Annotated in this window: 19 protein-coding genes; 4 read left to right on the top strand and 15 right to left on the bottom strand. The window is 68.6% G+C overall.

Annotation, left to right across the window (positions count from 1 at the left end; all coding sequences use genetic code 11):
• Nucleotides 1-88 precede the first annotated feature (88 nt).
• On the top strand, nucleotides 89-907 hold the full coding sequence (locus ACYVOM_RS03490; protein ID WP_460301726.1) for a dioxygenase family protein: 819 nt from the start codon (nucleotides 89-91) through the stop codon (nucleotides 905-907).
• Nucleotides 908-945: 38 nt separating this feature from the next.
• Here the strand turns inward: ACYVOM_RS03490 and ACYVOM_RS03495 are convergent, their stop codons facing one another.
• From ACYVOM_RS03495 to ACYVOM_RS03520, 6 genes are read right to left on the bottom strand one after another with little or no spacing between them, the layout of a single operon-like run.
• Nucleotides 946-1,701 carry an ABC transporter ATP-binding protein gene (locus tag ACYVOM_RS03495; protein ID WP_460301727.1) on the bottom strand — a complete coding sequence of 252 codons (756 nt, stop codon included), beginning with the start codon at nucleotides 1,699-1,701 and terminating at the stop codon, nucleotides 946-948.
• Entirely contained in the window at nucleotides 1,685-2,635 is a 951-nt protein-coding gene (locus ACYVOM_RS03500) for an ABC transporter permease subunit (protein ID WP_460301728.1), read from the bottom strand. The genes ACYVOM_RS03495 and ACYVOM_RS03500 overlap by 17 nt, the downstream gene beginning before the upstream one ends.
• Nucleotides 2,632-3,609: an ABC transporter substrate-binding protein gene (locus ACYVOM_RS03505; protein ID WP_460301729.1), complete on the bottom strand. Its 978-nt coding sequence runs from the start codon at nucleotides 3,607-3,609 to the stop codon at nucleotides 2,632-2,634. Before ACYVOM_RS03505 ends, ACYVOM_RS03500 begins: the two co-directional genes overlap by 4 nt.
• Entirely contained in the window at nucleotides 3,606-4,613 is a 1,008-nt protein-coding gene (locus ACYVOM_RS03510; protein WP_460301730.1) for a class I SAM-dependent methyltransferase, read from the bottom strand. The genes ACYVOM_RS03505 and ACYVOM_RS03510 overlap by 4 nt, the downstream gene beginning before the upstream one ends.
• 6 nt (nucleotides 4,614-4,619) lie before the next feature.
• On the bottom strand, nucleotides 4,620-4,970 hold the full coding sequence (locus ACYVOM_RS03515; RefSeq protein ID WP_460301731.1) for a RidA family protein: 351 nt from the start codon (nucleotides 4,968-4,970) through the stop codon (nucleotides 4,620-4,622).
• Complete coding sequence (locus ACYVOM_RS03520) at nucleotides 4,967-6,064, bottom strand: alpha-hydroxy acid oxidase (RefSeq protein ID WP_460301732.1); 1,098 nt, start codon at nucleotides 6,062-6,064, stop codon at nucleotides 4,967-4,969. Before ACYVOM_RS03520 ends, ACYVOM_RS03515 begins: the two co-directional genes overlap by 4 nt.
• Nucleotides 6,065-6,188: 124 nt before the next feature.
• On the opposite strand from ACYVOM_RS03520, the gene ACYVOM_RS03525 reads away from it, so the two are divergent.
• Complete coding sequence (locus ACYVOM_RS03525) at nucleotides 6,189-6,818, top strand: TetR/AcrR family transcriptional regulator (RefSeq protein WP_460301733.1); 630 nt, start codon at nucleotides 6,189-6,191, stop codon at nucleotides 6,816-6,818.
• On the opposite strand, the gene ACYVOM_RS03530 is transcribed toward ACYVOM_RS03525, so the two are convergent.
• The 6 genes from ACYVOM_RS03530 to ACYVOM_RS03555 form a co-directional block, all read right to left on the bottom strand.
• The gene (locus tag ACYVOM_RS03530; protein ID WP_460301734.1) at nucleotides 6,790-7,125 is read right to left on the bottom strand and encodes a YciI family protein; all 336 of its coding nucleotides are present in this window, start codon (nucleotides 7,123-7,125) and stop codon (nucleotides 6,790-6,792) included. The two genes, ACYVOM_RS03525 and ACYVOM_RS03530, sit on opposite strands and share 29 nt — an antisense overlap.
• Entirely contained in the window at nucleotides 7,125-8,450 is a 1,326-nt protein-coding gene (locus ACYVOM_RS03535) for an MFS transporter (protein ID WP_460301735.1), read from the bottom strand. The genes ACYVOM_RS03530 and ACYVOM_RS03535 overlap by 1 nt, the downstream gene beginning before the upstream one ends.
• Nucleotides 8,447-9,325, bottom strand: coding sequence for a prephenate dehydratase (locus ACYVOM_RS03540; protein ID WP_460301736.1), 879 nt, complete (start codon nucleotides 9,323-9,325; stop codon nucleotides 8,447-8,449). The genes ACYVOM_RS03535 and ACYVOM_RS03540 overlap by 4 nt, the downstream gene beginning before the upstream one ends.
• A 672-nt stretch (nucleotides 9,326-9,997) precedes the next feature.
• Nucleotides 9,998-11,116, bottom strand: coding sequence for an IS630 family transposase (locus ACYVOM_RS03545; RefSeq protein WP_460301737.1), 1,119 nt, complete (start codon nucleotides 11,114-11,116; stop codon nucleotides 9,998-10,000).
• A 475-nt stretch (nucleotides 11,117-11,591) separates the two neighbouring features.
• Entirely contained in the window at nucleotides 11,592-12,152 is a 561-nt protein-coding gene (locus tag ACYVOM_RS03550) for a hypothetical protein (protein ID WP_460301738.1), read from the bottom strand.
• A gap of 789 nt (nucleotides 12,153-12,941) precedes the next feature.
• Complete coding sequence (locus ACYVOM_RS03555; RefSeq protein ID WP_460302342.1) at nucleotides 12,942-13,316, bottom strand: very short patch repair endonuclease; 375 nt, start codon at nucleotides 13,314-13,316, stop codon at nucleotides 12,942-12,944.
• Nucleotides 13,317-13,432: 116 nt separating this feature from the next.
• Between ACYVOM_RS03555 and ACYVOM_RS03560 the strand changes: the two genes are divergently transcribed.
• On the top strand, nucleotides 13,433-14,404 hold the full coding sequence (locus ACYVOM_RS03560) for a DNA cytosine methyltransferase (RefSeq protein ID WP_460301739.1): 972 nt from the start codon (nucleotides 13,433-13,435) through the stop codon (nucleotides 14,402-14,404).
• Nucleotides 14,405-14,599: 195 nt separating this feature from the next.
• Nucleotides 14,600-15,643 carry a DNA cytosine methyltransferase gene (locus ACYVOM_RS03565; RefSeq protein WP_460301740.1) on the top strand — a complete coding sequence of 348 codons (1,044 nt, stop codon included), beginning with the start codon at nucleotides 14,600-14,602 and terminating at the stop codon, nucleotides 15,641-15,643.
• Here the strand turns inward: ACYVOM_RS03565 and ACYVOM_RS03570 are convergent.
• From ACYVOM_RS03570 to ACYVOM_RS03580, 3 genes are read right to left on the bottom strand one after another with little or no spacing between them, the layout of a single operon-like run.
• Nucleotides 15,623-16,489, bottom strand: coding sequence for a DUF6339 family protein (locus ACYVOM_RS03570; protein ID WP_460301741.1), 867 nt, complete (start codon nucleotides 16,487-16,489; stop codon nucleotides 15,623-15,625). The two genes, ACYVOM_RS03565 and ACYVOM_RS03570, sit on opposite strands and share 21 nt — an antisense overlap.
• Nucleotides 16,489-17,451, bottom strand: a complete 963-nt coding sequence (locus ACYVOM_RS03575; RefSeq protein ID WP_460301742.1) for a hypothetical protein — start codon at nucleotides 17,449-17,451, stop codon at nucleotides 16,489-16,491. The genes ACYVOM_RS03570 and ACYVOM_RS03575 overlap by 1 nt, the downstream gene beginning before the upstream one ends.
• Nucleotides 17,451-19,523, bottom strand: a complete 2,073-nt coding sequence (locus ACYVOM_RS03580) for a helix-turn-helix domain-containing protein (protein WP_460301743.1) — start codon at nucleotides 19,521-19,523, stop codon at nucleotides 17,451-17,453. The genes ACYVOM_RS03575 and ACYVOM_RS03580 overlap by 1 nt, the downstream gene beginning before the upstream one ends.
• Nucleotides 19,524-19,583: the final 60 nt, after the last annotated feature.

Here is a 19,583-nt window from a genome sequence, read left to right on the forward strand (position 1 = left end):
GCGAATTCCGGTGCGAACGTCACCGACCTCTCACAAACCGCCGCCATCCTCCATGGCAGTGACCGACCTCCACCCGAAAGGCTCCCCCATGACCGACGACCACGACCGCGGTCTCGCATTCGACCTGTCCACCCTCCTGGCCCGCCGCGACGTCCTCGGCCTGATCGGCGGAGCGGCCCTCGCCGGCCTCGTCGGCTGCTCCGGCGAGGCGAAGTCCTCCGCCACCGCATCGGCGGCGCCGGGCGGCGGTCCCGGGGGGCAGGCGCCCCCGCCCGGCGGCGAGTCCACCCCGGAAGGCGAGATCCCGGGCGAGACCGCGGGCCCCTACCCGGGCGACGGCTCCAACGGCCCCAATGTCCTCACCCGGTCCGGCATCGTCCGCAGCGACATCCGCTCCGGCTTCGGCACCGCGACCGGTACCGCCGAAGGCGTCCCCCTCACCATCGAGCTCACCCTCACCGACGACGGCGCGGCGCTCGCGGGCGCCGCCGTCTACCTCTGGCACTGCGACCGAGACGGCAACTACTCCCTGTACTCCGAAGGCGTCACCGGCGAGAACTACCTCCGCGGCGTCCAGGAGGCCGACAAGAAGGGCAAGGTGAGGTTCACCAGCATCTTCCCCGCCTGCTACTCGGGCCGCTGGCCCCACATCCACTTCGAGGTCTACGACTCGCTCAAGTCCGCGACGGCCCCCGGCACCCCGGTCAAGACCACGCAGCTCGCCTTCCCCGAAGCCGTCTGCGACACCGTCTACGCCACCGACGGCTACTCCGCGAGCATCGCCAACCTCTCCCAGGTCTCCCTGGACACCGACAACGTCTTCTCCGACGGCCACGACCTCCAGCTCGCCACCGTCACCGGCTCGGTCTCCAAGGGCTACAAGGCAGCCCTGCCCGTCCCGCTCTGACCGGCGCGCCCGGCCGGGCCCTCCCCGCCGCCGACGGATCAGGCGGCGGTGAGGAGGGTGGTGAGCGCGTCGGACGTGAGGGACCCGCGGGACTCGGCGGTGAGGTCGGAGGCCAGGCGGCCCCCGGAGAGGACCAGCAGGCGGTCGCCGACGGTCCTCGCGTGGTCCATGTTGTGGGTGATCATGAGGGTGGTGCAGCCCAGGTCGGCGGCGAGGCTCAGCGTCAGGTCCAGGACGCGGGCCTGGGTGCCCGGGTCGAGGGCGGCCAGGTGCTCGTCCAGGAGGAGGACCTCCGGGGCGGTCAGCGCGGCCATGATCATGGTGAGGCTCTGCCGCTGGCCCGCCGACAGCAGGCGGACGGGCGCCGACAGGCGGGTCTCCAGGCCGAGCCCGAGCATCGCGAGCCGGTCGCGCATGACGGCGCGGTGCGCCTTCGTCACCGCGGGCCGCAGCCCCCGGCGCCCGCCCCGCCGCAGCGCCAGCGCCATGTTGTCCTCGATGCTGAGCTCCGGCACCGAGCCCAGGTGGGGGTTGTCGAAGACGCGGGCCACGTGCCGGGCACGGCGGTGGTCGCCCTGACGGGTCACGTCCCGCCCGCCGATGACGACGGTGCCCGAGGTGGGGCGGAGCGTCCCGGAGATGATCTGGATGAGGGAGCTCTTGCCCGCGCCGTTGCTGCCGACGATGGCCACGAACTGCCCCTTCGGGACATATAGCGACAGACCATCCAGCGCCGTCACCTCGCCCGGGGTCCCCGGGTTGTGCACCAGGCGGATGTCACGGAGTTCCAGCAAGGCGTTCTCCCGGGTCTCGGTGGACGCCGCGCGGCCGGCGCACGGCCCACGCGGGCAGCCACCCGCCGATGCGGCGGGTGAGGATCTGAGCGGCGACCGCCAGCGTCAGCGTGGCGGCGGTGACGAGCTTCAGGTCGCTCGCCGCGAGGCCGAGGCGCAGCGCCATCACCTGCACGAACTGGTAGAGGAGCGCCCCGACCAGCACCGCGGCCATGGCCTTGACCACGCGCGACGGCTCGGGCCGCAGGATCAGATCGCCGAGCAGCAGCGCGCCGACCCCCGCGATGAGGGTCCCGGTGCCGCCGTTGACGTCGAGGTACCCCTGCGTGTGCACGGCGAGCGCGCCGCCCAGCGCGGCGAGCGCGTTGGCGAGCATGAGCGTCACCGCGACGGCCCCGCCCTGCGCCACGCCCTGGGCCCGCGCCATCACCGGGTTCAGCCCGGTGGCCCGCAGCGCGAGCCCGGCCTCGGTGCGCAGGAAGTACGCCGCCAGGCCCAGCACCGCGACGTCGATCGCGAGCAGCACACCGGAGATCCACAGGTCGCGGACGTCGGGGCCGAGGTCGCCGAACCCGTCGAGCAGCCCCTGCCCGGCGGCCAGGCTGAGCGCCGGCTCACCCATGATCCGCAGGTTGACGCTGAACAGCGCCAGCGACATCACCAGCCCGGCCAGCAGCACCGGGATCTTCAGCGTGAGGTGGAGCACCGCGGTGACCAGCCCCGCCGCCGCGCCGGCGAGCGCGGCGGCGGGCAGGCTCAGCGACGGCGCCATGCCGTGCCCCACCAGGACCGCGGACGCCGCCCCACCGGTGACGAACGAGCCGTCCACGGTGAGGTCGAAGTCGCGCAGCACCCGGAAGAGCACGAACACACCGGCGTAGGTGATGACGAGGGGCAGCCCCGTCACCAGGGTGTCGAGGAGTACTCCGGTCACTGCGCGGCCCCCGCGGGCAGCGTCAGCTTGAGGGTCTTCAGGGTCTGCGGGTTGACCGCCCAGGTGACCTCCCCCGGCTGGGCGAAGGGGACCTTGCCGGGCGCCGTCCCGAGGTGGACCGTGGCGGCGACCTTCCCGCCGAGCACCCCGAGCTGCGGGTAGTCGGGCCCGAGCGTGGCGAGCACCCCGGGCTGCTCGACGTCGCCGCCCACCAGGTAGAGCTGCTGGCCGGCCGAAGCCGCGGCCTTGCCCACGGCGGGCAGGCCGCTCTGCACGTCGGCGTCGGGGCCGATGAGCACCGCGTCGGCGCGCCCCTCCAGGGAGCGGGCCGCGGCGGGCACGTCGGCCGACCCGTTGATCGGCGCCTCGACGAGCTTCAGCCCCGGATGCGCCGCGACGGCCTCCTTGAGCTGGTCGGCCCACACCTTGGAGTTCGGGTTCGACGGCTTGTAGATCGTGCCGAGCGTCGTGAACGCGGGCTTGACCTGCACCATCTGGTCGAGGAGCTTGGCCGGGGGCACGAAGTCGATGCTGCCGGTGACCTGGCCGCCGGGGGCCTCCAGGCTCTTCGCCAGGCCCGCGCCGACGGGATCGCCCATCGCGACCGCGATGATCGGGAAATCGGGCTTGAGCTTGGCGAGGGCGAGCACCGCGGGCGTGCCGAGCACCTCGACCATGGCGACGTCGCTGTCGGCGAACTGCCGCGCGATGGTCTGGATCGATCCGGCGTTGCCCTCGGCGTTGCGCTCCACCCACTCGACCTGGTCGGCCTCCAGCCCGGCCTCGGCGAGGAAGCCCTCCTTGAAGCCGGCCTGGATCTGGTCGAACAGCGGCGCCGAGGAGATCAGGAACATGCCCACCTTGATCTTCTCCGCGGACCCGCCTTCGGCGTCGGAGGAGCCACAGCCCGCCGTGAGCAGCGCGACGGCGAAGAGCGCCGCGAACGGGCGCCGCAGGAACGCCGCGGCTCTCACACCGCCTCCAGCTGGAACAGGTAGCCGCCCGGCGGGTTCGGCACCGCGTGCTCGACCGCGCAGCGCCAGCCCGACTCGGCGAACGCCGCGCGCCACTCCTCCAGGGTCGGCAGGTAGACGCCCATGAGCGCGTGCACGAGCTCGAACCCGAGCGTGAAGATCGGGGTGCCGTCGCCGGGCAGCCCGGTCGAGCGCACCACGTCGCACAGCAGGAAGGTGTGCGCGTTCGGGAAGGTCTCGCGCAGGCCGCGCAGGGTCTTCACGCAGGTGTCGTGCGGCCAGAAGTCGTGGCCCATGAAGGAGCAGGTGATGACGTCGACGTCCTCGGCGCCCGGGATCTCGCCGAGGTCGAGCACGTCGGCGCGGTGCACCGAGATCACGTCCGACAGCCCGGCCGCGGCCACCGACTGGGAGGCCAGCTCCACCGAGGCCGACGAGATGTCCAGCCCGATGCCGCGCGTTCCGGGGCGGACGCCCGCCACGCGCATCAGCCGCTGCCCGGAACCGCAGCCGAGGTCGGCGACGACCGAGGCAGCCTTGTCCTCCAGGAGCCGGTCGAACAGCGGCTCCACGTCCCCGTCGCCGATCAGCTTGGAGCCGATCGCCACGGCCCGCATGTCGCGGCTGTAGAACTCGCCGCTGCGGCCGGTCTCGGGCGTCACCGCGGGCGCCTCGGTGAACAGCGTGCCGCAGCCCCGCACCATCCAGTAGAAGTAGCCGCGCGCGGCGTAGGCGTCGTCGAACAGCGGGCCGGGCCGGACGATGGCCCCGTCGATCTCGACGATGCCGCCCCACAGGAGCGCGTTCATGTACCGCTCGACGACGGTCGGGTCGAGGCCCTCGCCGGATTCGCCGAGGGTGTAGACGCCCTCCACGTGCAGGGCTTCGAGGATGCCGAGCTCGTAGGTGGCCGACAGAGCCACCGAGACGAGGTAGGAGGAGAAGTGCGAGGCGGTGCGCCCCTGGACGAAGGAGACGGGCTCGGGAGGTGAAGAGACGGTCATGCGTGATCACCTTTCTCGGGATGGAACGGCGACTGCTTGGATCTCTATGCGGAGCCCCGGCAGGGCCAGGGCGGTCACCAGGGTGGTGCGGGCGGGAGGGTCGTCGGGGAACGCGGCGGCGAATGCCGCGTTCCAGGCGGGGAAGTCGGCGGGGTCGGTGAGGAAGCACTCGACGCGGACGAGGTCGTGCAGCCCCATCCCGTGGGCGTCGAGGGTGCGGGTGAGGGCGGCGAACACGGCGTCGGTCTGCTCTTCGAACGAGCCGGTGTTGAAAGTGCCGTCGGGGTGCTGCGCGACGTGGCCGGAGAGCCACAGCACGCCCCCGGCGAGGACGGCGGGCGGGAACGGCGGCTTCACCGCTCCGCCCGCTGGACGGCGTCGGGGCCGAGGTCGGCGACGGTGGCGCGGCCGAGCAGCGTCATCGTCGCGCGCATCTCGCGGCGCAGCAGATCGAGGACGGCGGCGACGCCTTCCCGCCCGCCCGCGGCCAGCCCGTAGGCGACGGGCCTGCCGAGGGCGACGGCGTCGGCGCCCAGCGCGAGCGCCTTGAGGATGTCGGTGCCGCGCCGGAACCCCCCGTCGATGATCACCGGGACGCGCCCGGCGACCGCCTGCACGATCTCAGGGAGCTGGGTGAGGGTGGCGGGCGCACCGTCGAGCTGGCGGCCGCCGTGGTTGGAGACGTACACCGCGCAGGCTCCGGCCTCGACGGCCAGGGCCGCGTCCTCGCCGACGAGCACGCCCTTGGCGAGGAACGGCATCCCCGCCCGCCGCGCGAGCCCGGCCAGCCGCTCCCACGTCCAGACGGGCGCGTCGTTGCGCAGCATCGGCCCGAACAGCTCGGTGGCCGACGCGTGGTTGCCCTCCATCGCGGAGGTGTCGAGCCCGAAGCGGTTGGTCTTGTTGCGTTCGCGCCAGCCGTCCACGGGCGAGTCGACGGTGACGCAAAGCGCCTCGTATCCGGCGTCGCGGGCGCGTCCGGCGAGACCGAGGAACATCTCGTCGGAGCCGAGCGCGTGCAGCTGGAAGAAGCGCGCGGCCCCGGGAGCCTCCTTGGCGAGCGCCTCCAGGCTGAAGGAGCCCGCCTCCGGAACGATCGAGGCGATCCCCGCCTCCTGGACGGCCGCGGTCACGGCCCGGTGGCCTTCGGGATGGAAGAGCCGGTCCGCGCCGAACGGCGCGACCAGCACGGGCATGGCGAGCTCGACGCCCAGCAGGGTCGTGGACAGATCGGGCGGCGAGGTCCCCCGCAGCACCCGGGGACGGAAGGCCCACGTGTCCACGGCGGCCCGGTTGGCGGCGAGCGTCCACTCGGCGCCGGCGCCCCCCTCCAGGAAGTCCCAGACCGACGCGTCCAGCGTGCGTTGGGCGGCGGCATGGATCTCACCGAGGGTGACGAAAGTACTTTGGGCGTCATGGAACGTGATGGCCTCGACCACGGGCTCCTCCACGGGAGATAACTGAGAAATTCTTCTCAGATCGTCATATGCGCGGGGCCTGACGGTCAACGGTCCTGCTGTTACGCTTCCAAGAAGCCCCTGTTACGGGCCTGTAGCCGGATCCGGGAGTGATCGAGTGCCCAAGTCGCCAGCGCCGGAGACCTCCAAACGGAGAACCCGCAGCGACTTCCTCGCAAGTAGGCGCGCCCTCCTCACCGCCGTCGAGACCCTGCTCGCCGAGCGCCGCGGCCCGCACTTCAACCTCACCGAACTCGCCCACGAAGCGGGCATCTCCCCCGCCACCGCCTACCGCCACTTCCCCGACGTGCGCGGCGCCCTGGAGGCGTACTACGAGCAACTCATCCTCGGCCTGATCGAGCAGATGAACGCCCTCCCCGACGAGGGCGACCCCATCGCCCGCTTCGAGGCGGTATGCCTCCTGTGGGTGCAGCAGGGTTCCCGCTGGGCCCGCGCCGCCGTCCACATCCGCTCCTGGCGCGGCTTCCTCGACCGCCTCCACGACGGCGACCCGCTCGTCCGCGCCATCCACGAGACCCTCGCCGAAGTCCTCGGCGCCCTCTGGGCCGCCGGCCACATCGCCCCCCAGCCCATCGAATACGCGGTGCTGGTGTGGGAGACCCTCTTCGACGAACGCGTCATCGTGGATCTTTTGGACACCCTCGGCTGGCCCGTCGAACGCGTAGCCGCCGAACTGACCGCCACGGTCCTGTCCGCCCTCAGACGCGAGCCGCCCGCTCGGCCTTGACGAGCTCCTCGGCGAGCCTCCCCGGCCAGGCCTCCGGCACCATCGCCACCATCGGATGCGTCACCACGCTGCCGAACAGCCCGGCCCGGTAATAGGGCTCGTCGGCGAGGAACTCCTCGGCGTCCGCCGGGTTCTCGACCTCCAACGCGAACACCGACCCGATGACGACCCCCGCATCGTCATGCAGCGGCCCCCCAAAGGGCAGCCGATCCCGCGCGGCGATCATGTACCGCAGATGCTCAGGCCGCGTGGCGACCCGCAGCGCCTGCGACCCGGGCTTGTCGAGGCAGTAGACGAGGATCAGCATCAGGTTCCCTTCGGCAGTGCCAGCACCGCGACCAGCGCCGCGAGCAGATAAGCGACGGCATCGAACACCAGCGCCGTCCCGACCCCCTCGGCAGCGGCCACCCCACCGAGCAGCGCCACCCCGAACGTGCCGCCGATCTGCCGCGCCGTGTTGTTCAGCCCCGACCCGAGCCCGCCCCGCTCAGCCGGCACCGCCCCAACGGCCGTGGTGACGATCGCGGGCAGCGCCGTCCCGATCCCGAGCCCCGCGACGACCAGGATCACGATCCCCGGCAGCATCCCGACATGCGGGAGGAGCAGCACGGAAGCCCCTGCGAGGGCCGTGCCTCCGGCGGCGGGCAGCCGCGGCCCATGCCGCGCGGCGATGCGCCCGCCGAACGGCGAGATGAGCGCGTAGGCGGCGAACAAGGGGACGATCCGCGCCCCGGCCTCGGCGGCGTCGAGGTGAGCCGTGTACTTGAGGCTGAGCAGGAACAGCAACCCGAGCGTGGCGGCGTTCAGCAGCAGCGCCGCCCCGTTCGCTCCGGCAAAGGGCACCGACCGGAACAGGTCCAACGGCACGAGCGGATGCCGAGCGCGCCCCTCGATCCGTACGAACAGAGCAAGCCCGGCAAGCGCCCCGGCAAACGCACCCCAAGCAGCGGGCGTGCGCCAGCCCGTCTCCAGCGCCCAGGCCAGCGCCGCGACCACGGCCACCGCGAGTACCTGCCCGCCCCAGTCGACCCGCCGGTCCCGCCCACCCGGCACCCGCGGCAGCACCCGATACCCGGCCACCAGGCCCACAGCGCCGATCGGCAGATTGATCCAGAACACCGACCGCCACCCGAACCCGTCGACGAGCAGCCCGCCGACCACCGGCCCGACCACCATCGACAGCCCGGCGACCGCAGACCACCACCCGATGGCCCGAGCCCGCTCCCTCACCGGAAACCAGTGCACGATCAACGCCAGCGACGACACCAGCACCGCCGCCCCGGCCGCCCCCTGCACGGCCCGCGCCCCGATCAGCCACCCGACCCCAGGCGCAGCCGCACAGGCAACGGACGCGACCGTGAACGCGGCAAGCCCGCCCAGAAAGACCCGATGCCGCCCGTACAGATCCCCGATGTCCCCAAAACTCAACATGAACGCCGCGAACGTGACGAAGTAGGCCGCCACCACCCACGTGGCCACGGGAAGGGACGCCCCCAGATCCTCCCGAACCGCCGTGACGGCCACATTCACGACCGTCAGATCGAGCTGGGTGACGAACAACCCGACACAGGCGACGGCCAGCAGCGCCCGCCCCTGACGCCGCACGCTCTCCTGCGACGCCACGGCCGTCATGCCGCCGCCAAGGTTCCCGGCAGCGTCCCGAGCACCCGCACCCGCATTCCCGCCGCGGCGAGCGTCCCGAGCACCCCGGCCAGCCGCGCCGGCCCGGCCGCGACCTCCAACAGAAAGTAGTAATCCCCGAGCTTCCTCCGCGTAGGCCGGGACTCGATATGCAGCAGGTCGATTCCCTCCCGAGCGAACGGCTCAAGGATCGGCAACAACGACCCAGGCCTGTTCAACGGCTGAAAACAGGCAAGCAGCGTCCGCTCCCCACCCTCCCCCCGCACCGGCGCAGTCCGACTCAACACCACAAACCGAGTACTCGCCGCAGCCTCGTCCGCTATCCCGTCAGCAAGGATCTCCAACCCGTCTGGCACGACCGTCCCGGGCGCCCCGATCGCCGCGGTTCGCCGAGTGGAATCCGCCGCAGCCGTCCCCCGCGCGGCGACAGTCGAGTGAGTGGCGAGCATCGCGGCCCCGGGCAGCGTGCCCCGCAACCACCCCTCGCACTGCGCGAGCGCATGGCTATGCGAGGCAACGACGGAGATCTCCTCAAGCGGCGTCCCTCCCCACCCCCAAAGAGAGAACGTGACGGGCAGCTCAAGGGCCCGCCCGATCCACACCGGCTCATGAGCGTCAGGCGGCGTGGCAAGCAGATCGAGGGTCGAGCCGACCAGGCCTGCCACCGAGTTCTCCCAAGCCAACACCCCATACCGCGCCACCCCCGCACGCACCGCCTCGACCACCCCTGCCGACGTCGAAACCGGCAAATGCCGCCCGTCGGCCAACACCGGATCGGCAAGCACAGCCTGATGCGTGAACGTCCCGTGCGGCCCAAGAAACGCAACGCCCTCGGCCGCGCCGACGACATCACTGACGCCCTGCACAGGTCCAAATGAGAAACTATTCACAGATAAGAGCATCATGCTCCCAAGCCATCTGCGTCAAGACTTGTGAAACGATCGATCAGAGACGTACACCACCCTCACGCGCCCCCGTCACGGCCAGCACGACGATCTTGAAGTGACGGAAGGTGACCTCGGAGAGCTCGACACCCGGACGGGCAGACATGCGACGGGTCTATCCAGTCGTGGGGATCACGCCGGGGTGCGCTTCAGGCTTCAGCGGGTCAAGCCGAAGCAGCAGACCTGACCGTGGCCAGCGCCGGCTACCGTCCAGCACCTGAGACATGATCTTCGGCTGGGAACGCACCGGCAGTTGACGCCGGGACCAGCTCCACAAGATCGAGAAGGACTGTTTCGGGAAGCTTGTCGAGGTCAAGTGCAGCGCGTTTTCGACTCAGCCGACGGCCGTGCAAGGGACTTGGCCATCTGCAACACAAGCGTCGCCTGCAAGTACACCCACGACGATCCCTCCGGAAGCCCACGAGCGCGGACACTTCTTCCCAGGCCTGTGGGCCAACGACAGGACGGCCTGTGATCGGTCGGCCTTACCCGCCCTCTCGCCGATGCCCTGACCTCGGGCTTTCGCCGGAGGGGTTGACCGATCACACGAAGATCGAGGCTAGTGCGCTGACCGGGAAGGTTTGCCGGGGTTGATCACGCGGCTTTGCCGCGTGGTCGGCCCCAGCGTTGCTGGCGTTCGCTGCGGATGCGGGCGCGTTCGCGTCGTTGGGCGGCCAGGATGTCGGGGTGGCGGGCGTGGGTGTTGCGCCAGCGCAGGTAGTCCTGGAGTTTCCGGGCCAGGACGGTGTGGTTGGGGTGGTCGCTGTTGCCCATGACGAAGTTCCGCAGGGGTCCGAACTGGGCTTCGATGGGGTTGGCCCAGGAGGCGCTGGTGGGGGTGAAGCAGAGTCCGACCTTGTGTTTTCGGGCCCAGGCGCGGATGGCAGGGGTCTTGTTGGCCGACAGGTTGTCCATGATCACGTAGATGGGTGCGCCGTCGGGTTTGCGGGCCCGGATCGTCTTCAGCGCGGCGAGGGTGTTCTTCCCGCCCTTGCGCTCGCGGTTGACGCCCCAGAGCTGGTCGTCTGCGAGGGAGTAGCAGCCGTGGAAGTACCGGATGCCGTGGGTGCGATGGTAGGTCGCCGGCAGCCGGTCGGGCTTGCCCTCCGGAGCCCAGGCGGCGCCGTGGCAGGGCCGGATCGACAAAGGCCCGAACTGGTCGAACGCGAAGCACCGATCGGGGAAGTGGGTGGTGACGTGCTCGATCCGGTCTAGCTTGGAGTCCTTGTCGGGGTCCTTCGATTCCTTCCACGTCCTCGTCCGCTGGAAGGAGATCTTGTGCTCGTGCAGCAGCAGACGCAGCCGTTCCCGCCCGATCCGCATCGGCCGGACGGGGTCGCAGGCCAGGTGGTCGGCGAGTTTGCGGATGCTCCAGTGCGTGAACGGGCGCCCCAGCTTCGCCGGGCGGGTCTTGGCCGTCGCGATGACGAACGCCTCGTCGTCGCTGGTCAGCAGGCGGGGACGGCCTCCCGCCCAGCTAGGGTCCAGTGACGCGAGCCCCCGTTCGTTGAAGGCGTGGATGACATCCCGGACCGTGTCCTCATCGGCCGCGACCAGCCGGGCGATCGCCGGGGCAGGGGTCCCGGACGACGACGCCATGATGATCAACGCCCGCCGGACCTTGATCGATCCGTGCTTGCCCCGCCGCACGATCCGCTGCAGGTACTGCCCCTCGTGATCGTCCAGCCGCCGGGCCCTCACCGGCTCCGACACCCGCCACCTCCCCAGACTCGATCCCTTCGGGATCGAGTCTGGAAGCAGAACCCGCCCGAACCCGGCAAGCCCGACGGCGTGTCACCCAACCCGGTGAACGTTTCCGGTCAGCGCACTAGCTACGTTATCGAGCGCACGATCCGCGCCGCTCCACTGGTTCCGCCGCCTGCGCATCCGGCAGGAGATCCGCGAAGCGCTCTTGGCCCTGGCCACCAGCATCAGATGCCGGCGCGCTTCCAACGCACATTCCATCAGAGGCCCTTACAGCCGGGTGAGAGGTGCGCCGCTCCAACCTTTCTGCCCAAGAAGGCCTCGCCCGAAGAACGGGGCCGCATCCGATGGGGCTCAGTCGGAAGCCGACTGAGCCCCACCTCGAACGCAGGGCGCACCGACTCCACGCTCAACGAGGCCAATAGCGGGAACGGCGAGTCCACACCCTTCTGCACCCGCTGCGCATCCTGTTCGGCGAGCGACCTCAGAGACCGCGGAGGTTGGATCCGAGCCAGGCACTCAGAGAGCCGGTCGAACGGGACAACGTGACAACGTCGGCAAGGTCGATGAGGCCGAGGATGCAGGGGTTGGTCGCCGCGTACTCACGTGCGTCAGAATGGAACCTGCAGGCGAGCAGTATTTCACTGACACCGGAGATCGACGAGGGATTGACACGGTGACTGTCGATATGACTGCCACCATGGCCCTTGACCAGGAAAGGTTTATTCCCCCTCCACCACATATCGTCGCGCTTAACGGCGACAGAGCCGCACGTAAGGAGCTTTTCGAAACCTTCCTCCAAGGCTCCGGCCTGCTCCTCGTAGGGCACATGCGAGGCGGAAAGCAAGTGGACCATGGCGTCCATCTCGTCACTTGAACGACGAAACCCACGAGGGCCGAAAACAGCCACTTCCGCACCTCTCATCGACGCTGACGAGAGATTCTCGCCAGGCAGGCGGCCAGCGTAATATGGCTCGGCTATCTTATAGATGGCCGAGTTCGAGACATGCTTCACGACTTTCACCGCACACCACGGGAAGGTCACGAGGCATGACTTTAGCCGACCAAAGAACTGACTCGCAACCATTACTTTCATTCAGGAACCATGTCATTGTCAGTAATTATGGAACGGTCCCGGAACGCACCATCCAGCACGCGACGAACACCCACCCCGACCAGTGGCTCACATATGAGGACGGCGGTGGGGTGGCGCGTCAAAAATTGCTTTACACACTGAGGCAATGTCAACTAGCGGAGACCCCCTCCGACCTGCGAAAATGCGAGAAAATAACAGCACGTCGCCGATACGTCACTCGATGCTTGGCCCTAGTAGGCCCCTCCGGATCATCGCGCCGTACCCCCAGCGAGATTCTGGGGTCGATTCTTGAAGCGCCCATCGAACGTGATGCGAGGTCTCGCCCGGAGGGATGGCACTCTCTGGACACGATCCTCGGAGAGGTTGGGCGGGACGCTCGCGTAGGGCGGCGGTGGACGCCCGAACCTCATGGTCGTTCATGACGCAGGGATCCATGAACGGAAGCAGCTACGCTCGATGGTGTCGCTCGTAGGAGGGAACACCTCAATGGGTGATCGATCGCATGGAGAGGTGCCTACGGTAAGGGCACGATTCGATCCAAGACCGGATTACCGGTGGTCGGCGACTGCGTACGAGCGACTGCGGTGCATGACGATACACACCCTCGGGACAACGATTATCTTAGAAGCGTGTCAATCTATATCGCTGTTGCTACCGAGAAGAATCCCTCGTAGGCCATGAAAGGGATTCGGCACCACGTGCCGACGTCGTGACGAGGCCAAACCGATCGTTCATCGTTCAATAGAGGGAGCGAACGGTGGTGACGACTCGGGTGGCGGCTTCCTGGGGGTCCTCGTGTTCCCAGAAGCGGAGGACGGTCCAGCCGGCTTCGGTGAGAACTCGGGTGGTCTCGGCGTCGCGGGCGCGGTTCGTCTCGACCTTTTCGGACCAGTAGGGGGCGTTGGTGACGGACCTGGTGTGGTGGTCTGGGCAGCCGTGCCAGAAACAGCCGTCCATGAAGACGGCGACCTTGACTCGGGGGAAGACGAGGTCGGCGGTACGGCGGAGAGTCGGTATGGGGCGGGTCGAGACCCGGTAGCGGAGGCCCATCGCGTGGACGGCCCGTCGTAGCGCCAACTCGGGCTTGGTATCGCGGCCCTTGTTGGACTGCATGCTCCTGCGGACGCCCGGATTGGCCGCCTGCGTGGGTCGTTCTGCCGGCATGGAACCAATCTACGGCTTCTGGCACTCTCATAAGGGGCTGTCGATCGATCACGAGGAGGGCATTCGTGAAGCGGTTCACGAGCGTGGAGATCTGTGCGGGTGCCGGCGGGCAGGCGCTCGGCTTGGAGCAGGCAGGGTTCGATCCTGTGCTTCTGATCGACAACAAGCCGATCTGCTGTGAGACGCTCCTGCTGAATCGGCCGGAATGGCACGTGCAGAACGCGGATCTGCGGGAGTTCACCGCCGAGACGTACCCGAATGCCCTGGACGTCGATCTGCTCTCCGGGGGGGTGCCCTGCTCGCCCTACAGTGTGGCCGGTCCCCAGGCGGGTTCCCGAGACCCCCGGGACCTTCTCGAGGCGGCGATCTACATGGCCTACGAGGTGCTTCCCCGCGCCATCATGATCGAGAACACCGCCGCGCTTCTGACGAAGGCGGAGTTCGCTCCCAACAGGGAGAACATCGCCCAGCACCTGAGCCATCTCGGCTACAGCTTCGACTGGCAGGTTCTGGACGCCCAGGACTTCGGCGTACCGCAGAGGCGTCAGAGCAGCGTTCTCGTCGCCATGCGCCCGGAGGAGTTCTCGCGTTTCACCTGGCCCGGATCGCAGGGGCCGCCTCCGACGGTCGCGGACGTTCTGCTCCCGTCCATGGCCGCCGACGGCTGGCCCCATGCCGCGGACTGGGCGAAGACGGCCGCCGAGGTAGCACCGACGATCGTCGGCGGGTCCGACAAGCACGGCGGAGCCGACCTCGGCCCCTCTCGATCGAAGAGGAGCTGGGCGCGGCTCGGCGTGAACGGCGCTTCCCTCGGAGACAAGCCGCCTGGACCCGACTTCCCCTTCGACACCGACGATCGCTCAACGATGCCGCGCCTGACGATCGAGCAGGTGGCATCGCTTCAGGGGTTCCCGGACACCTGGAAATTCTCAGGCCGAAAGACGGCGCGGTACCGAATGGTGGGTAATGCTTTCCCGCCACCAGTGGCCCGTGCCATCGGCGAGAAAATCGCAGCCGCCCTGCAGGTCCGGCTATGACCGTCTAACATATTCCTGCCTTCAGGGGCGATTCGCCATTTAAGACGAATCGCCCCTGAGGTTTAGGAAGACATTCCACGAGGGGGATGTTGCGATAAGCTACCACCCCTGCCGCACGACCCGTTTCGGATGCCGAGCGGCGAAGCGACCCCGTCCCCTCCTGGAGAGTATGTGCTTCCCGCCACAGTCAAGATCGTGGATCTCTTCGCCGGTCCCGGTGGCCTCGACGTGGCCGCAGCCGGGCTTGACGTCGCCTCGATCGGCGTTGAGATCGACCCTGCGGCGTGCGCCACCCGCGACGCCGCCGGACTCGCGACCAAGCAGGGGGATGTCCGCGAGTTCGATCCCGATCATTTTCCCGACGCCAATGTCCTGGCGGGCGGGCCGCCGTGCCAGACGTTCACGGTGGCGGGCAACGGCGCCGGCAGAAAGGCACTGGACGATGTTCTGAAGTTCATCGACCGCATGCAGAAAAGAGAAAGTCGCGAGTCGATCGAGGACGATCTCAAGAAGCTGAGTGACGAGCGTACCGGCCTCGTTCTCGAACCACTGCGATGGGCGCTGAAGGCCTTCTACGACGATCGTCCTTACCAGGCGATCGTACTTGAGCAGGTCCCCGCCGTACTTCCTGTGTGGAAGGCATATGAGGGGGTTCTGTACTCACTCGGATACAAGACGGATGTGGGAATTCTTCGCACCGAGGAGTTCGGAGTACCGCAGACCCGGCGTCGAGCGGTGTTGATCGCCAGGCTCGGCGACGAGGTGGTCGCCCTTCCCGACCCGACCCACCGGCCCTACAAGAAGGACGCGCCACGGGACTCCGGACCCGCACGTCTGGCCCCTTGGGTGAGGATGTCCGATGTCCTCGACGAGCGGGAAGGGTTCTACGTGGTCTCCAACTACGGCACCGGCGGGGACCCCAAGGCCCGGGGCAGGCGCCATTCTCATGAACCATCGGCCACAGTCACGGGAAAGGTCTTCCGTAACCGCCTCCACCCGGCCGACGGAGGCGAGTGGCGCAAGTTGACGTCCTCTGAGGCCGGTCGTCTACAGACGTTCCCCACCAACTATCCATGGAGCGGAAAGGACGTCGGCCAGCAGATCGGGAACGCGGTACCTCCCCGCCTGGGAATGCACCTGATCTGCGCCGCCCTCGGCTGGAACCCTCCTTCCGAGGAACAACTCGGGAAACTCCGGAAATGGGAGGGTCCCGGCCCCTCAGCAGGCGAGGGTGCCTGACGGCTTCCCGGCGCCGGGACGTTCCTCGAACAACCGCCGGAAGAGCGGGACCAGCGTGTTGACGGCGCTCAACGGCGCTCGTCCGTCGTCGGGCCCGTCCGGAAGTGTGTCCCAGGGGATGTTCGCGCTCTCACGGTCCTCGATCCATGCGCGGTAGGCCTCGACGTCCGGTGGGGCGTCGGGCGCGAGCGCCTCGTACACCAAGGTCATGCCGGCCGCGTTCAACACCTTACTGAGCGCGTTGAGCTCGTCACTGGTCTTGGCGGTGCCGTCCCCGACCAGACGGAGGATCGCCTGGGCGGTCGGACGGTGCCGAATGATCTCGACTTTGAGAAACGTGTTCGTGATGTCCTGCGACCTGCAGGCCGTCACGACCGGCTCGTAGTCGTAGCCGTCTCGGAACATCTCGGCGGCCCACCAGAGGCGGGCGAACGCCTGGCGGCTCGAGGGTCCACTGAAACGCTCCCGACTGGTCACTCCCGCGTTCTCGCCGGACGTCCGTCCGGGGTGCCGCCAAAAGACATAGTCCGGAGCGACCCGAAGAGCGAGGTGGTTCCACAGACCGGCATTCGCCGCCTCCGAGCGGGTGAGGCGCAAGGTCGCGTGCAGTCGCGGCGCCATCCACGCGTCCGCCGCCGGTATGTCGTCGGCGAACCGCTTCATCGCCTCGTCGCACAATCGTCGGAGGGAAGTGGTCTCCCAGCGCCGTTCTCGTCCCAGGGGGACGGAGGAGGCGTCCAAAGCGCTCACCGGCAGGTCCTCGTTCCTCTTGAGGAACTCCACCGTCAGGTGACGCTCGGCGACCTCGTTCGATAGGTCCGCGCAGTACTCGGGCAGGCTCTCCATCAGTCCTCCTCACCGGATCGCAGCAACGCGCGGACCTGTTCGCCGAGGACCCTCGGGAGACTGGCTCGCTTAAGCGCGGAACGCAACACCCTGCGGTGCAGGTCCGCCGCACCGGACGCCTCGTGGCGCCGTTCGAGGATCTCGGTCAGCGCGTCGTCGGGGCTCCGGTCCGGGAAGGCATCGGGAAGCATCTCCTCAACGACCCGCCGGTGCCATTCGTGCGCCCACTCACGCTGACCGTCGACCTCCCTGAGCCCGGCGGCTGCGACATGGAAGAGCATTCCCCAGATGTCGGCGCCCAACTGCGCCGCGACCACCTTCCGAGTGACCTCGTCCTCCGCGCGACCTCCGGTGAGCAGGACCTCGAGTCCTTCGAACGCCCGGTTGAGGTAGACGACCGGCTCGGCGCCCGTCGCGTCGATGGTCCAGGGATCGCCCTTGAACGGATGGAGATGGGAGCGCGACGGGTCGGCGAAGTCCTCCCAGACCTCCTGGACGAGGCGGGCGCGTTCGGGGGCGGCGGACTCGAGATCGAGGGTCCACGCCTGCTCGGTTGTCGCGATGAGGCGGCCCGCGACCTCATCGTGGGTGGCGACGACCTGCGCCGTCAGGGTGGCCCGCGTGGAATGGAGGTCCCGGTGAACGAGCACCTCACCGGTCCACGAGTCACCGGCGGCGGCCCGGCGCAGCATCGTCCCGCCCCTCCGGTAGGTTCTGCGGTCCGTGATGACGACGAGGCAGCGCAGGTCCGTCCAAGGCCCTTCGCTCAGCTCCCGACCCGGGACCGTGAGCCGCACACCGAGGCGCGCGGTGCTCCAGCCCACGCGAGAGACCTCGTTCAGGGCGATGATGCGGTCATCCCGATTGATCTTCGTGGCAGGGAGTTCGACGTCGTCCAGCCACACCTGGTCCACGTCGAGCGTGGTCTCGCCCAAAGGCGTCGGATAGGGGAAGAGCCTCATCACGCCTTCTCCTTCGCCCGAGCGAGATCGACTTCGACCCGGGTCATGCGTGCGTCCACCGGATGGCTCGCGACGTCGCTGACCGCGGTGAAGCTCGCCGAACGAACACCGATATCGAAGCGCAGATGTCCCGACTCCGTGAGGGAACAGCCGGCCTCGGGACGGATCTCCGCCCACGATCCTGTGATCGGGCTGCCCGAACGTACGAGGAAACGCAATACCGGTTCGAGTACCCAGGGATCCTCGCGTTCCGGCAACCTGACGTCCACTCGGAGGTTCCATGCGCCGTCCTGCACGGTTCCACGCGCGCTTCTGATGGTCGGGAAGCCTGTTGCCGCGGCTTTCCTCCGTTCCGGCCGAGGATCTTCCAGCGCCGGACTGAGAGGCGACTCGCCCGGCTTCAGCGGCTTCGAGACCGGTTTCACCGTCTCCCGAACGCGCGCGCGGGCATTCTTCATGAAGTTCTCGACGCTGCCGACGACTCCCCTCACATAGAGGACTCGGAGGTCGTCTGTCACTCTCCAGTCATTGTGCTCCGGTGGCTCGGCGGCTCGCAGGAAGGCCTCGGCCTCAACGGCGGCTTCGTCCTGCGCACCCGTCGCCGACCCCGCGAGAAGAACGGCCTGGAAAGGCCGGGCTCCGACGGGCACACCGGAGACCTTTCGGTCGTACACGGCCATCATCGTGCCCCGCATGGCCACCAGCCGGTCGGTCCCGGTCGTCCCGGCCGAGGGGGTCACCAACAGCACCGCCTCGTGCTCGACGGGCTCGGATCTCGGATCGCCCTTCCTACGCGGGATCGACAGGACGACCTTCTTGCGCACGACGTCGATCTCCCTGTCGAGCGCATCCACGGTCGTGCCGTCGTAGTAGGACCGAACGGCCCGAGACCGCTCGGGATGGAACTGGTGGGGATCTACCGCCTTCTCGGGTACCACCACCTCGCCGTCGCGCAACGCCTCCACCGAGGCCGTGAGACGCGCGGGGACATCGGCCCCCCGCACCATGGAGGCCCAGAAGTTGTCGGCGAGACTCCGCACGAGCGCCTCATGCATTTCGGAAAGTCCGTTGCGCTCATCATTGGCATCGTGCACTCCGACGACGAGGAAAGAGGTCCCGGGACCGCCGCTCTCGCGACGCAGATGGAGACGTTCCACCGTCTCCTCGTCCGCCCACCAGGAGCGGGCGGCTCCAGGTCTCTCAGGATCTTTCTCCCCCAACCAGGCGGGTCCGGCGTACTGCCGGTCCCCGATCTCTCGCCAGGGCAGGTCGAGCCGGCCGATGAGTCTTCGGACGGTACGTCCCTCGAACTCCTCCGAGAGCGTGCTGTGCATGAGGACGAGACCGAATCGGCTTGCAGCCCACAGAGTCGCCTTGCCCAGCCCGAATGACCCTCCAGCGGAAGCCCCCTGCTTGAAGCTGTCGAGCTGACGGCGAACGACGGCGGCGAACCGTCCATCGTCGTACTCCGGCCCGGTCAACCCTGCCGCGTTGTAATCGTCGATCCGGAGCAGAAGGAGTCGTTCGGTCTCACGGAGGTCCCGTAGTCCGTCGGCTAGGACCCGGCCGACCTTCTGACCCGTCTTCGCGGCGGCGTCCAGATGTGGACGCAGCGCGTTCCATTGCACGGCTTCCAGGAAGCTCCGGGTGCGTTCCCCGGTCAGCTCGTGCAGAACGAATCTGACGCGGACAGGTTCCGTCGGGTCGTGCCGCTCGTCGAGACTGTTCTGGGTGGCCTCGCGCGCGAGAACTGCCAGGTCCGAGTCGAACGCGAACGCCGCGGCGTTGCCGAGCTCCCGTCCGCCGTCCTGGGGTGCCGGGCGATGCGACCAACTGACCGCCCCTGTCGAGTCGGGAGCCTCGCTCCGGGTCGAGGTGGATCCGGCGGCCAGGTTGAGGATGTCCTCGATCTGCTGCATCTTGTCCGGCCGTGGCGTCGCACGGCCGGTGATCCAGGCCGACACCGCGGCTCGGGTGACGTCGAGCGCCGTGGCCAGCTCGACCTGGCTCATGCCCTTACGACGTAGTTGCCGGCCGAGCCATGCCCCGAACTTCTCGGGCTCGTCGTCCACCCGCATCCTCCTTCACGGCAGCGTTTGACGGTGGCGAGTCTACGTCAAACAGGCCTTGAC

It is taken from the genome of Actinocorallia aurea, from assembly GCF_054783995.1.